This is a genomic window from Stutzerimonas zhaodongensis, assembly GCF_003696365.1.
Lineage (GTDB): Bacteria > Pseudomonadota > Gammaproteobacteria > Pseudomonadales > Pseudomonadaceae > Stutzerimonas > Stutzerimonas zhaodongensis.
Genome location: NZ_RFFM01000001.1, coordinates 136,795 through 149,859, shown reverse-complemented (window position 1 = coordinate 149,859; position 13,065 = coordinate 136,795). Strand labels below are relative to the sequence as shown.

Below are 13,065 nucleotides of genomic sequence, written 5' to 3'. Positions count from 1 at the left end.
TCGGCAGACTCACCGAGGCCGGCAGTTGAGCTAAGTGCTCATTGGTTTGATGGCCCGGCGGTTTTCTCCAGATAGAGGTTATTTAAGGCAAAACCTGCGCAACGCGCGGTCTAGACGCAAATAGCCAATAGCCATACGTGGCTCTTGGTAACCGTTTCGATACGTTTTAGATCGGATCTATCCGGAACATGAGGGACATCGCGCGGTCAGCTATGCGTCGCCACACTCCAGCGCAAAAAGATTAGGCAATTGACTGCCATTACGGAGCCAGCAGCCTTCAGGAGCCAGGCCACTTGATGACCGCGATCAAATCCCTCTTCGATAAACTCAAGCTTTACCTTTTCAACGCCTCCTGGATGATGGCCGAACGGCTGCTGAACATCGGCGTGGGATTTGTCACGGCTGTACTCCTTGCGCGGTATCTGGGACCCGAGCAATTCGGCATTCTTGCTTACGCCATTTCCATGACTGCCATTTTCGCTTCGGCAGGCCATATGGGCCTGGCAGGTCTGGTGGTCCGTGAGGTGGTCAAGAAACCGGACATGGTGTCGGAAACCCTTGGCACCACCTTTATGTTGAAGCTCTCCGGCATGGCCATTGGCTATGCGCTGATCCTCATCTACACGCTCGTGTTCGAGGAAATAGGCAGCACGGAATTCTGGATGCTGCTGATCGTGGCGTCCGCCATCTTTTTCCAGACCTTCGATGTGGTGGAGTATTGGTTCCAGTCGCAGGTCCAGGCCAAGTACCCGGCCATCGCAAAGTCGACCTCCCTTGTAATTGCGGCCGGCATCAAGGTGGCGCTGGTACTCAGCGGCGCAGGTGTTGTGGCTTTCGCGTTCGCCCACACGGCGCAGTTCATGCTCGCCGCGTTGATCCTGGCGCTGCTTTACAAAGGCACTACAGCGGTCTCGCTGACGACCTGGAAGGCCAGTTTCGCCAAGGCCAAGGAGCTGCTCAGCCAAGGCTGGATCATTTACCTCGGGTCTATATTCGCGGTCGTCTACATGAAGATCGATCAGGTCATGCTCAAGTGGATGATAGGTGCGGAGGAAGTGGGCGTTTATGCCGTCGCCGCGCAGCTGTCCGAAGCCTGGTACTTCCTGCCTACTGCAATCGTCGCATCGTTCTTTCCCAAGCTGATCAAGTTGCATGAGGCCGATCCGGCTCGCTTCAACCAGCGCTTCCAGCAGCTGTTCGATGTGCTCTTCATCCTCGCCATATTCGTGGCTGTACTGGTGTCACTCGTCGCCGGACCTCTGATTGCACTGCTATTCGGCAATGAATACCAGAACTCCGCCTCCATCCTCACCATCCATATCTGGGCGGGCGTGTTCATTTTCATGCGCGCGGCCTTCAGTCGCTGGATCCTGATCGAGGGTGCGCTGATGTTCTCGCTGATCACCCAGGGCCTCGGGGCATTGGCGAATATTGGCCTGAACATGCTGCTGATCCCGCGTTACGGCGGCGAGGGTGCAGCAATGGCGACCCTCATCTCGTATGCCATCGCCTCGTACGCCGCATTACTGGTGCACAAGAAGACCCGGCCGGTGTTTTACATGATGACCAAGTCGATCTTCAGTCCAGTCCGTTATGCAATCAACGCTGTAGGAGTCACCCGATGAGTTTGAAGTCCCTCGTTCGCATATTGCCGGAGCCGGTCAAAGACGTGCTCAAGGCCGCCCGGGACAATACTCGCCTGGGCATGGTCAGAATGTTCTCCAGCAACGGGTTTATGGCCTCGCTTTACTACTGCCTGATCAGCCGGGAATTCGATCGCGAGCACCGTGCGGTGCTGCTGGGCCGTCTGCAATTTGCCCGGCTGATGCAGAGCAAGGGCGAGAACGATGCCTTCTTGCGCCGCAACGTACACCGTCTGGAAAAGGGCTTGATCATGCGCCCGCGGCGCAGCACCTTTGCCGAGGATTACATCGGTCCGACCGTGCGCTGCTTTGCCGACGCGACCCATGCAGGCGTCGTGACAGGGCAGCAGCGCTGGGCGAACGACGTACTCACCGATTACTTCTCGGCAGTTCAAAGCACCCCGCGGATCGATTCGGCCCGACGTGAGTTTTCCGGCACCCAGCGCGCCGATGACCCAAACCGCTGCGTGCCCTACCCGCACAGCGACCTGCCTGAATGCCCGGTCAGCTACGAGCAGCTGATGGTGCTGTTCCGTCGCCGCCGCTCGGTGCGCTGGTATCAGGATAAACCCGTCAGCAACGAACTGATCGAACAGGCAGTGCGCGCCGCTACGCTCGCCCCTTCGGCGTGCAACCGCCAGCCGTTTCGCTTTTATGTCAGCAACGACGCTGCGAAGGCAGCCGACATCGCTCAGTGCGCCGGTGGGACCGGTGGCTTCCACGACAATCTGCCGTGCGTGATCGCGGTGGTGGGCGACCTCGGCGCCTATCCCGAAGCACGCGACCGGCACGTCATTTATATCGACGGGTCACTGGCAGCCATGCAGCTGATGCTGGCCTTCGAAAGCCTCGGGCTCTCCACCTGTCCGATCAACTGGCCGGACATCGAGGAGGCCGAGCGCCGCCTGGCGAAGAAACTGGAACTGGCCTACCACGAGCGCACAGTGATGCTGCTCGCGGTGGGCTACGCCGATCCAACGGGAGGGATACCGTTTTCGGACAAGAAAACCGAGCAAGACTTGATTGTTTTTAAGTGAGGTAAGCGATGATTATCGAGATCAGAAAGGCAGGATTCGTCAATAAAGGCGCCGAGCTGATGTTGCATGCAGCACTGCAGAAGCTGAAAACCCGGTATCCAGACGCTACCTTCGTCATGGCTCCAACCACCGAGAAATCCGATCACCCGTTCCGCAAGCTGGTGCAACTGGGCTTCTATCCCAAGGCTTCCCTGTGGCGCTACGGTATCCAGTGGGGCAACCTCGCCAATTTCGCACCACGGCCGCTGCGTGAAATGTACGGTGTGGTGCTCGATAAGGAAGTCGATGTGGTCATCGACGCGGCCGGCTTCGCCTACAGCGACCAATGGGGAGACGAGCCAAGCGTCGAGCTTGCGCAGTCGGCAAAGACCTGGAAGAAGAATGGCACCCGCGTGATCCTGTTGCCGCAGGCCCTGGGGCCGTTCACTACCGACAAGATCCAGGCGGCCATGAAGACCGTAGTGGAGAATGTCGACCTGGTCTTCCCGCGCGAGCGAGTGTCCTACGAGCATCTGACCGCATTGACCGGCGAGCAGGCGAAGATCAAGCAGGCGCCAGACTTTACCAACTTGATCAGCGGCGTGATTCCGGCTGATTTCGACGTCGAACAGAATCGCTTCTGTATCGTTCCCAATTGCCGGATGCTCGACAAGACAGATCAGCAGACGCGTGATGCCTACCTGCCCTTCCTGATCACCTGCACCCGCTACCTGCTGGAAAAAGGCGCCAAGCCATTCGTGCTGGTGCACGAAGGCAAAGGTGATCTGGCCCTCGCCGAGAAGCTTTCAGCGGCAGTCGGCGGCATTCCGATCGTTCGTGAGAGTGGTCCGCTGGAGATCAAAGGCATCCTCGGTGCCTGCAGTGGCACCCTGGGCAGCCGCTTCCACGGCCTGGTCAGCGCACTGTCTCAAGGTGTACCGGCGTTGGCCACGGGCTGGAGCCACAAGTACCAGATGCTGTTCGAGGATTACGGCTTCCCTGAAGGCTTGGTGCAGGTCACAGGCGATGAAGCAGAGATCAAGCGCAAGCTCGACCTGGTCACTGACGACAGCGCGAGGATCGCCGCGCTGATTCAGACTCGTACCGCCCAGCTCAAGGAGCAATCCGAGCAGATGTGGCAGCAGGTCTTCGAGGTGATCGATCAGTGCCAGCGTAGCCGCCCGTCAGCGGGCGCAGCCTGACGGTTCAGGCGTCACCGGAACGGGTGACGCTTTCTCTCCACGCTCCAAAGCGTCATACCCGCGTGCAGCGGTCGCGGCGCGGCAACCGAGCGCAAGCCGGATGGCTATTGAGCTGACTCCTGCGAAAAACCCTGGATCGCCTGTCCAGGGCAATATGACAGTGTCACCGATCACCCATTCAGGTGTTGCGAATAGACGTCTCTGTGTTCGCTACAACGATGCGGCGCCGCTTCGGGGCCGGCTCGATGTTAGCCCGCGGTAACCGTCTCGCTTTTATCTCGCAGCAGACCGGCCAACAGGCAGAGCCCGCCAAGCAGGTAGGCGGTGCCGCCGAATATCAGCATGATCACGCCACCCATCTGCTGGTCTTCGAGAGGGCTCAACCCAGCCAGTGCCGAACCGGTATGTTCGAAGAGCACTTTGCCGGACATTGCCAGCAATACACCGAGCAACGTCATGTGCATGGATGTCAGAAGCAGTCCGGCGATACCGGCAAGCGGGCGCTGATGCCGGACGCTGCCGAACGCTGCAAGCCAGACCAGCAAACCGACCACCAGATAGCTGGCCTGCTCCAGAACCTGAGCTGCCAGGGAAGTCCGTGCCGTATGGTGCAGCGCTGGAACGTGCCAAGCCCATACCACGAAGAGTTCGACCACCGAAGCCAGGATTGGTGAGAAGAGCACTGGGATACGGCTGGATACATCCATTCGACCACCCGCAATGCCGATGGCCAGCAACGGTGCCGCAACCGCGACGACCATCACATGCATCACCATGTGGCAAACGAAAAGCTGATCAGCCATCGCAGGCAGAGGCCCCAGCCATACCGCCGCCAGCGTGGCCAGGCCCAGCATCAATGACAGTGGGCGCCAGATCATTCGCAGCTCCGTCGAGGGTCCAGTTGGTGTGACCCGCAACCAGACCAAAAAGTTGGTGACGGAGATTGACCGCCGACAGCTGTGCACTTATCGACAACACGCAGGTGCTCGATAGCCAGCGCTCGATGGCTAACGAAGCGAGCTAGCGGCATCGGCAGCGTTCAGGGCCGAGCGGAACTCCCTAAACGCTCGCCAGATTCGGTCGTTTCAGGAGCGGTGGTTACACCGATGCGCCGTAGATACCAGATGTATGCCAGATGCGAGCAGCCCCAGCCCAGCAGCACGCCTGCAGCATTGGCCACCATGTCGCCCATCGATGCCTGACGATTGGGGAGCAGGCTCTGACCCAGCTCGATCAGCGTGGCGGCGCCAAGGCTCAACGCAATGCACCAGAATACGCGCCACTGCGGAAAGGCCAGCCGCAGGGTAAAGATCAGCGCGGCAAAGCCGAGCATGTGATGCAACTTGTCCTGTTGGTCGAAAACTTGAGGCACCGGCTCGGGGCGCAAGCCGCTGAACAGAATTACTGCCAGAACGACGAGGAACGGCAGTACACGCAAATAATTGATAGGCAAACGCAAAATCTCGCAGCGATGGAAAAGGAACGGATCGGCAGGGCCCGAACGGGCTGAGTATCAAGAAGCGCCGGTAATCAGCGGCCTAGGATATCGACCGCGACGCGTGCATACCGGAATCGTTTGCCCGGCTCGCACGCCTATGGAGGCCGTCTGGCAATGATAGTTCGCGCCCGCCTGTAACAAATTACTTAGGGATGGGTCGTTCCTCACATCTTGCCCGACACTTCGGCAGGGTAAACCGAAGCGCGATCATAGGGTCGGACCTGATAGGATCTGCCTAAAGCTGCCACAACAGGCCATTCGCCATCCGCTCCGCCTGCAACATGGGATACAACCTTGACGCACCCCACTTCGCCGCCAGGCAGTTTGCAGCGGCAACCCAACAGCGACTCACAGGCCACCCTGACGGTCGGCGGTGACTGGACGCTTGCGCACTACGCCGCCCTGCGCCGTGAAGTCGAGCGTACTCGTCGCCAAGTCACCGAATCCGACCAGGTCGATCTCGACGCCATCGGTGAGCTGGACACCGCGGGTGCCGGCCTGCTGGTAGAGCTGCTCGGGCCGAATCGAGTGGCACGTTTGAATGATTGGGCGCCGCATTTGCCAGCGGAGCGCCAGGCACTGCTGAAAACGGTCGCAGCAGCACTGGACAAGCCGGAAGCCGCACAGGCGCCCGAAACCAACGGGCTGGCCGATGTGCTGGCCCATGTCGGCCGCACCGTCTCTGGCGTCTGGAACCAGCAACGCACCCTGCTCGGTTTCATCGGGCTCACACTGCAGACGATGTTTGCAGTCATGTTCAACCCACGGCGCTGGCGCGTGACCTCTCTGGTTTCGCATATCGAAGCGACCGGACTAGACGCGATCCCCATCGTGGCCCTGCTGACCTTTCTGGTCGGCGCGGTGGTGGCATTCCTCGGCGCCACGGTGCTGGCCGATTTCGGCGCGACTATCTATACGGTCAATCTCGTTGCCTTCTCCTTTCTGCGCGAATTTGGCGTTTTGCTGGCGGCGATTCTGCTCGCCGGGCGCACCGCCAGCGCCTTCGCTGCACAGATCGGAGCGATGAAATCCAATGAAGAAATCGACGCCATCCGCACGCTCGGCCTGAGCCCCATCGAACTGTTGGTATTGCCGCGAGTACTGGCGATGCTGATTACGCTGCCGATCCTGACCTTCATCGGCATCCTCAGCGGCATCGTTGGCGGATTGGTGGTCTGCTCACTGGCGCTGGATATTTCGCCGGCGATGTTCTTCACCATCCTTCAACGCGACATACCGCTCAATCACTTTCTCGTCGGCATCGGCAAAGCGCCTGTATTTGCCTTTCTGATCGCGGTGATCGGCTGCCTGGAAGGCTTCAAAGCCAGCGGCAGCGCCCAGTCGGTAGGTGAGCACACCACTTCCAGCGTGGTGCAATCGATCTTCATGGTGATCCTGCTCGATGCGGTTGCAGCCTTGTTCTTCATGGAGATGGGATGGTGAGGACAGACGAACCCGTTATTCAGGTCAGCGGCCTGGTCAATCGCTTTGGCAAGCAGGCCGTGCACGTCAATCTGGACTTGGATATTCATCGCGGCGAAATCCTCGGTGTGGTGGGAGGCTCGGGCACCGGCAAGTCGGTTTTGCTGCGCAGCATCGTTGGGCTGCGCCGGCCCAATGCCGGCAGCGTGAAGGTGTTTGGCGAGAACCTGCTCAAGCTCTCTACCCAGCGCCGCTCGGAAGTGGAGCGGCGTTTTGGCGTACTGTTCCAGCGCGGCGCCCTGTTCACCTCGCTCAACCTGCAGGAGAATGTCGCGCTGCCGTTGATCGAACACGCCGGCCTCAAACGCGCCGATGCCGAGCACCTGGCGAGGCAGAAACTGGCACTGGCCGGGCTGCCACCGGAGGCGGCCTGCAAGTTTCCTGACGAGTTATCCGGCGGTATGGTCAAGCGTGCAGCCCTGGCTCGTGCACTGGCCCTGGACCCTGAAGTGCTGTTTCTCGACGAGCCCACTGCGGGCCTCGACCCGATCGGCGCGGCAGCCTTCGATCAGCTGATCCTGACCCTGCGCGATGCGCTGGGGTTCAGCGTATTTCTAGTCACCCACGACCTCGATACGCTCTACACCATCTGCGATCGCGTCGCCGTTCTGGCGCAGAAACGCGTGCTGGTGGTCGATACCCTTGAGAAGGTCGCGGCCACTGACGATGAATGGATTCGCGAATATTTTCACGGCCCTCGTGGCCGCGCTGCGCACGATGCCGCGCTTATGCTGGAGACACCCTGATAATGGAAACCCGTGCCCATCATGTATTGATCGGACTGTTTACCGTGGTAGCCGTTGGCTGCGCCCTGCTCTTCGCCCTGTGGCTGGGCAAGTCCAGCATGGATCGGGAATACAGCTACTACGACATCGGTTTCAGTCAGGCAGTAAGCGGACTGTCCAGCGGCAGCTCGGTGGAGTACAGCGGTATCAAGGTCGGTGATGTGACGGAGTTGTGGCTGGAGCCGGACGACCCGCGCAAAGTCCGGGCCCGCGTCCGCGTCTACGGTGGCACGCCGATCAAGACCGATACCCAGGCGCGCCTGGCACTGGCGAATATCACCGGCAGCATGGTCATCCAGCTACATGGCGGCACCCCGGAAGCCCCGCGGCTGGAGGGCGACCGCGATGAGCCACCATTGATCGTGGCCGATCCATCATCGCTCAGCGCGCTGTTGGAAAACGGCGAGGACCTGATGAGTAACATCAACAACCTGCTGCTGAGCGCCAATCAGATCTTTTCCGAAGAAAACACCTCCCGGCTGAGCCGCACCCTGGAGCACCTGGAACAGGCCACCAGCGTGCTTTCCGAGCAGCGTGGCGACCTAGCCCAGACGCTGCAGCAGTTCAATCAACTGAGCCAGCAGGCGAACACCGTAATGGGCGAGCTGTCGAGTCTGGCGCGCAATGCCAACGGCCTGCTGGACGACCAGGGTCGTAGCGTCCTGACCAGCGCAGCGCAGTCAATGAACACCTTGGACGAGGCCACTGCTCGACTGGACAAGCTGCTCGAGGAGAACGAAGGCGCGCTGAACAACGGCATGCAGGGTTTCAACGAACTTGGCCCGGCCATCAACGAGCTGCGCTCCACCCTTGGCGCACTGCGCCGCGTCACCCAACGCCTTGAAGACAACCCGAGTGGCTTCCTGCTCGGCCGCGACAAACTGCAGGAGTTCAACCCATGAGCCTTCGCCAATCCCTGTCCCGCCTCGCCCTGATGGGGCTGCTTTCGGCAGTTTCGGCGTGTTCGGTTCTCCCGGAGTCCGAGACCCTGCGGATCTTCCTGCTGCCTACCGCTCCCACGCCGCAGCAAAGTAGCGAGCCGACCCTCCAGCACGCGCTGCGCATCAATACGCCGCAAGCCAGCCGAATTCTTTCCAGCCAACGTATCGCAGTGGTGCCCCACGGCAACGAGATCAGCGCTTACGGCGGCGCGCGCTGGAGTGACGCCGCGCCAGCCCTGCTGCGCGATCGCCTGATCGAGGCGTTCCAGCGTGACGGCCGGATGCCCTCGGTCAGCAATGAGGATGTCAATCTCTATGCCGACCTGAGTCTGCACAGCGACCTGCGGGCTTTCCAGAGCGAGTATGTGGATGGCAAACCGGTAGTGCTGATCGTGCTCGATAGCCGCCTGGTCAACCGCAATAATCAGCACACTCTGGCCAACCGCCGCTTCGAAGTTCGCCAGCCCAGCGCCGGCGCCGACGTCGAGCAGGTGGTGGATGCGTTCGGCAAGGCCAGCGACCGACTCAGCGCCGAGGTGCTGGAGTGGACGCTGAGCCACGCACGTAAGCTGCCTGAATAAAACAACGGCGACTAATCGCACCGGTATTGATCCAGATACACATAAAGTGCGTGTTAGAGCGCCTAAGATGGCTCCGGACTACACAACAGCCGGAGCAGATTCATGAGTCAGCCACGCACTCGAACCGCTTTCAAGGCCCTGGGGATCGTCGCCGTGATCACCGTGATCGGCGTGCTGCTTTGGACCGAGCTGCGTCCTGGCGGCCTGGGCGATGGCTTTGCCAGCGGTAACGGCCGGATCGAAGCCACCGAGATCGATGTTGCGACCAAGAGCCCGGGCCGTGTGCTGGAAATCCTCGTGGACGAAGGTGATTTCGTCCAGCCCGGCCAGGTGCTCGCGCGCATGGACACCGAAGTGCTACAGGCGCAGCTCAACCAGGCGCGTGCGCAGGTTCGCCAGGGCGAGAATGCGATGCTCACCGCACAGGCCATGGTTGCTCAGCGTGAGAGCGAAAGAGCTACCGCCGAGGCCGTCGTTACCCAGCGCCGCGCCGAGCTGACCGCTACCCAGAAGCGCCATCAGCGCACCGAAACCCTGGTAGCACGCAATGCGATGGCCCGGCAGCAACTCGATGATGATCTGGCGGCGATGCAGAGCGCCCAGGCAGCACTGGCCGCCGCGCGCTCGCAGGTGATTTCCGCAGACGCAGGCATTGCCGCCGCCCGATCTCAGGTAATCGAAGCCCAATCGTCGGTCGAGGCGGCCCAGGCCGGTGTCGAGCGACTGCAGGCCGACATCCGCGACAGCGAGCTGAAAAGTGATCGCGTCGCACGCGTTCAATACCGTGTGGCGCAGGCAGGCGAGGTGCTAAGTGCTGGCGGCAAGCTGCTCAATCTGGTGGACCTCGCCGATGTCTACATGACTTTCTTTTTGCCTGAGCGGCAGGCGGGCCGCGTTGCCATTGGCTCCGAGGTTCGTATCGTGATCGACGCGGCGCCACAATATGTGATCCCCGCGAAGGTCAGCTTTGTCGCCAGCGTCGCTCAGTTCACTCCGAAAACGGTGGAGACCGAGAGCGAGCGCGAAAAGCTCATGTTCCGGGTCAAGGCCCGAATCGACCCCGAGCTGCTCAAGCGCCACATGGAGCAGGTCAAGACCGGTTTACCGGGCATGGCTTATCTGAAACTCGACCCTGACGCCGAGTGGCCCGCACATCTTCAGATCAATGTTTCGCCATGAAGGAGCTGCCAGAACCAGTGGTGCAGGTTGATGGAGTCAGCCTGCGCTACGGCAAGACACAAGCGCTGGACGACCTGACTCTAAGCCTTCCTGGTCAGTGCATGGTCGGCCTGATCGGGCCCGATGGAGTGGGTAAATCCAGCTTACTGGCTCTGATATCAGGAGCGCGCGAGCTGCAACAGGGTGGGATACGGGTGCTGGGCGGTGATATCGGCGATGCCGGTCATCGCCGCAAGGTGTGCCCACGCATCGCCTATATGCCGCAGGGGCTGGGCAAGAACCTGTATCCGACCCTGACGGTGGCGGAGAACCTCGAGTTCTTTGCTCGTTTGTTCGGCCAGGACGCCGAGGAGCGAAATTGGCGCATAGCCGAACTGACCCGCAGCACGGGCCTGGCATCCTTCGTCGAGCGGCCGGCCGGCAAGCTGTCCGGAGGCATGAAGCAGAAGCTTGGGCTGTGCTGCGCGCTGATCCACGATCCAGACCTGTTGATCCTCGACGAGCCCACCACCGGTGTTGATCCACTGTCCCGCGCGCAGTTCTGGGAGCTGATCGAGCGCATCCGTACCGAGCGGCCGCAGATGAGCGTGTTGGTGGCCACTGCCTACATGGACGAAGCCCAACGCTTCAATCATCTGGTGGCCATGGACGCCGGTAAAGTACTGGCTACTGGTAGCGCGGCGGAACTGCTGTCCCGCACTGGTAGTGACTCGCTGGAACAGGCGTTCATCCGCCTGCTGCCAGAACAAAAGCGTAGCCAGCACCACGAGCTGATCATTCCACCGCAGCAGCAAAGCGACAGCATCGCCATCGAGGCTCATGGCCTGACCATGCGTTTTGGTGATTTCGTGGCAGTGGACCAAGTCAATTTTCGCATCGCCCGCGGCGAAATCTTCGGTTTTCTCGGCTCCAATGGGTGCGGCAAGACCACCACGATGAAGATGCTTACCGGCCTCCTGCCTGCCAGCGACGGCCAGGCGCTGCTGTTCGGCAAGCCGGTGAACCCCCACGACATGCAGACCCGTCAGCGGGTCGGTTACATGTCGCAGGCGTTCTCGCTGTACAGCGAGCTGACGGTGCGCCAGAACCTCGATCTGCATGCTCGGCTATTCCATTTGCCAGCAGACCGTCGCGCGCCACGCGTGCACGAAATGCTTGAGCGCTTCAGCCTCACCGATGAGGCAGACAGCCTGCCCGGCAACCTGCCACTGGGTGTGCGTCAGCGGCTTTCGCTGGCGGTGGCGGTGATCCACAACCCGGAGATCCTCATTCTCGACGAGCCCACCTCGGGCGTTGACCCGGTGGCCCGCGACGGGTTCTGGGAGCTGCTGGTGCAGCTATCGCGCGAAGACGGCGTGACCATCTTCATTTCCACCCACTTCATGAACGAAGCGCTGCGCTGCGACCGAATTTCGCTCATGCACGCCGGACGGGTACTCGACAGCGATACGCCACAAGCCCTGATGGAGAAACGCGGGCTGCCTACGCTGGAGGCAACCTTCATTGCCTACCTCGAGGAGGCTGCCGCCGCAAAAAAAGCGCCGAACAAACCAGCAGAAGACACAGCTAAGAACCGACGGCCTGTGCAACCTGCGACCAATGTGCGGCAAGCACGGTTCAGCCTGCGTCGTTTATTCAGCTACACCCGCCGCGAGGCGATGGAGCTACGACGTGACCCGATTCGCGCCACTCTGGCGATGCTCGGCAGCGTGATCCTGATGTTCATCATGGGCTACGGCGTCAGCTTCGACGTCGAGAACCTGAGCTACGCGGTCCTTGACGGTGACCAGACCACCACCAGCCAGCACTACCTGCTCAACATAGCCGGCTCTCGCTACTTCGACGAGATGCCGCCCCTGTCCAGCCACGCCGACCTCGACGCCCGCTTGCGCAGCGGCGACATCAGCCTGGCGGTAGAGATACCCCCGGGCTTCGGTCGCGACCTCAAGCGTGGTGCGGTCCCGCAGGTCGCGTTCTGGATCGATGGCGCCATGCCCATGCGCGCCGACACCATCAAAGGTTATGTCCAGGGCATTCATCTGACCTACCTGCAGCAGCTGGCCCGCGAGGCAGGCGTAAGCGGACAGCTGTCACCCGCAGACGTGGCCATCCGCTATCGCTACAACCCCGACGTTCAAAGCCTCCCGGCAATGGCGCCGGCCATGATTCCGCTGCTGTTGATGATGATTCCGGCGATGCTCACCGCCCTTGGGGTGGTGCGTGAGAAGGAGCTGGGTTCGATCACCAATTTCTATGTCACCCCGACCACCCGCCTGGAGTTTCTGCTTGGCAAGCAGCTGCCATATATCGCCTTGGGCATGTTCAACTTCGCGACGCTGGCCCTGTTGGCGGTTTTCGTCTTCGGTATTCCGATCAAGGGCAGCATCCTCACGCTCTGCCTAGGGGCACTGCTCTACATCGCCTGCGCAACGGGGCTCGGTCTGTTGATGTCGTCGATTCTCAACAGCCAGATCGCGGCGATTTTCGGCACGACCATCGTCACCTTGCTACCGGCCATCCAGTTCAGTGGGCTGATCCATCCAACTTCGGCAATGGAAGGCTTCGGGGCCTTCATCGGCAAGCTCTATCCGACCACGCACTTCCTCATCATCAGTCGCGGGGTCTTTTCCAAGGCGCTGGGGTTTGCAGAGCTGTACCCCTATTTCATTCCCATGTTGCTGGCCATTCCGCTGTTGACCCTGCTCAGCATCGCCGGCTTGCGCAAGCAGGAGAAATGA

General features: G+C 60.7%; 11 protein-coding genes. 9 read left to right on the top strand and 2 right to left on the bottom strand.

Annotated elements, in window-relative coordinates; all coding sequences use genetic code 11:
- Positions 1-296 precede the first annotated feature (296 nt).
- From EA797_RS00680 to EA797_RS00670, 3 genes are read left to right on the top strand one after another with little or no spacing between them, the layout of a single operon-like run.
- Complete coding sequence (locus EA797_RS00680; protein ID WP_122163269.1) at positions 297-1,625, top strand: flippase; 1,329 nt, start codon at positions 297-299, stop codon at positions 1,623-1,625.
- A gap of 44 nt (positions 1,626-1,669) precedes the next feature.
- Positions 1,670-2,680, top strand: coding sequence for a nitroreductase family protein (locus EA797_RS00675; RefSeq protein WP_244214045.1), 1,011 nt, complete (start codon positions 1,670-1,672; stop codon positions 2,678-2,680).
- Between the two features lie 8 nt (positions 2,681-2,688).
- The gene (locus tag EA797_RS00670; protein WP_122163265.1) at positions 2,689-3,861 is read left to right on the top strand and encodes a polysaccharide pyruvyl transferase family protein; all 1,173 of its coding nucleotides are present in this window, start codon (positions 2,689-2,691) and stop codon (positions 3,859-3,861) included.
- Between the two features lie 248 nt (positions 3,862-4,109).
- Here EA797_RS00670 and EA797_RS00665 read toward each other — a convergent pair whose 3' ends face one another.
- Positions 4,110-4,739 (bottom strand): cytochrome c oxidase assembly protein, encoded by a 630-nt coding sequence (locus tag EA797_RS00665; protein WP_208644398.1) that lies wholly within the window; start codon positions 4,737-4,739, stop codon positions 4,110-4,112.
- 161 nt (positions 4,740-4,900) lie between these two features.
- Positions 4,901-5,308, bottom strand: coding sequence for a VanZ family protein (locus tag EA797_RS00660; RefSeq protein WP_122164629.1), 408 nt, complete (start codon positions 5,306-5,308; stop codon positions 4,901-4,903).
- A 375-nt stretch (positions 5,309-5,683) separates the two neighbouring features.
- Between EA797_RS00660 and EA797_RS00655 the strand changes: the two genes are divergently transcribed.
- From EA797_RS00655 to rbbA, 6 genes are all read left to right on the top strand, one after another.
- Positions 5,684-6,802: an MlaE family ABC transporter permease gene (locus EA797_RS00655; protein ID WP_122163263.1), complete on the top strand. Its 1,119-nt coding sequence runs from the start codon at positions 5,684-5,686 to the stop codon at positions 6,800-6,802.
- Positions 6,796-7,587, top strand: a complete 792-nt coding sequence (locus tag EA797_RS00650) for an ABC transporter ATP-binding protein (RefSeq protein WP_167468756.1) — start codon at positions 6,796-6,798, stop codon at positions 7,585-7,587. Before EA797_RS00655 ends, EA797_RS00650 begins: the two co-directional genes overlap by 7 nt.
- A 2-nt stretch (positions 7,588-7,589) precedes the next feature.
- A complete protein-coding gene (locus EA797_RS00645) occupies positions 7,590-8,528 on the top strand; it encodes an MlaD family protein (protein WP_122163262.1) in 939 nt (312 codons plus the stop codon).
- On the top strand, positions 8,525-9,148 hold the full coding sequence (locus tag EA797_RS00640; RefSeq protein ID WP_122163260.1) for an ABC-type transport auxiliary lipoprotein family protein: 624 nt from the start codon (positions 8,525-8,527) through the stop codon (positions 9,146-9,148). Before EA797_RS00645 ends, EA797_RS00640 begins: the two co-directional genes overlap by 4 nt.
- A 102-nt stretch (positions 9,149-9,250) precedes the next feature.
- Positions 9,251-10,327, top strand: a complete 1,077-nt coding sequence (locus tag EA797_RS00635; RefSeq protein WP_122163258.1) for an HlyD family secretion protein — start codon at positions 9,251-9,253, stop codon at positions 10,325-10,327.
- Positions 10,324-13,065 carry a ribosome-associated ATPase/putative transporter RbbA gene (gene rbbA, locus EA797_RS00630; protein ID WP_122163256.1) on the top strand — a complete coding sequence of 914 codons (2,742 nt, stop codon included), beginning with the start codon at positions 10,324-10,326 and terminating at the stop codon, positions 13,063-13,065. The genes EA797_RS00635 and rbbA overlap by 4 nt, the downstream gene beginning before the upstream one ends.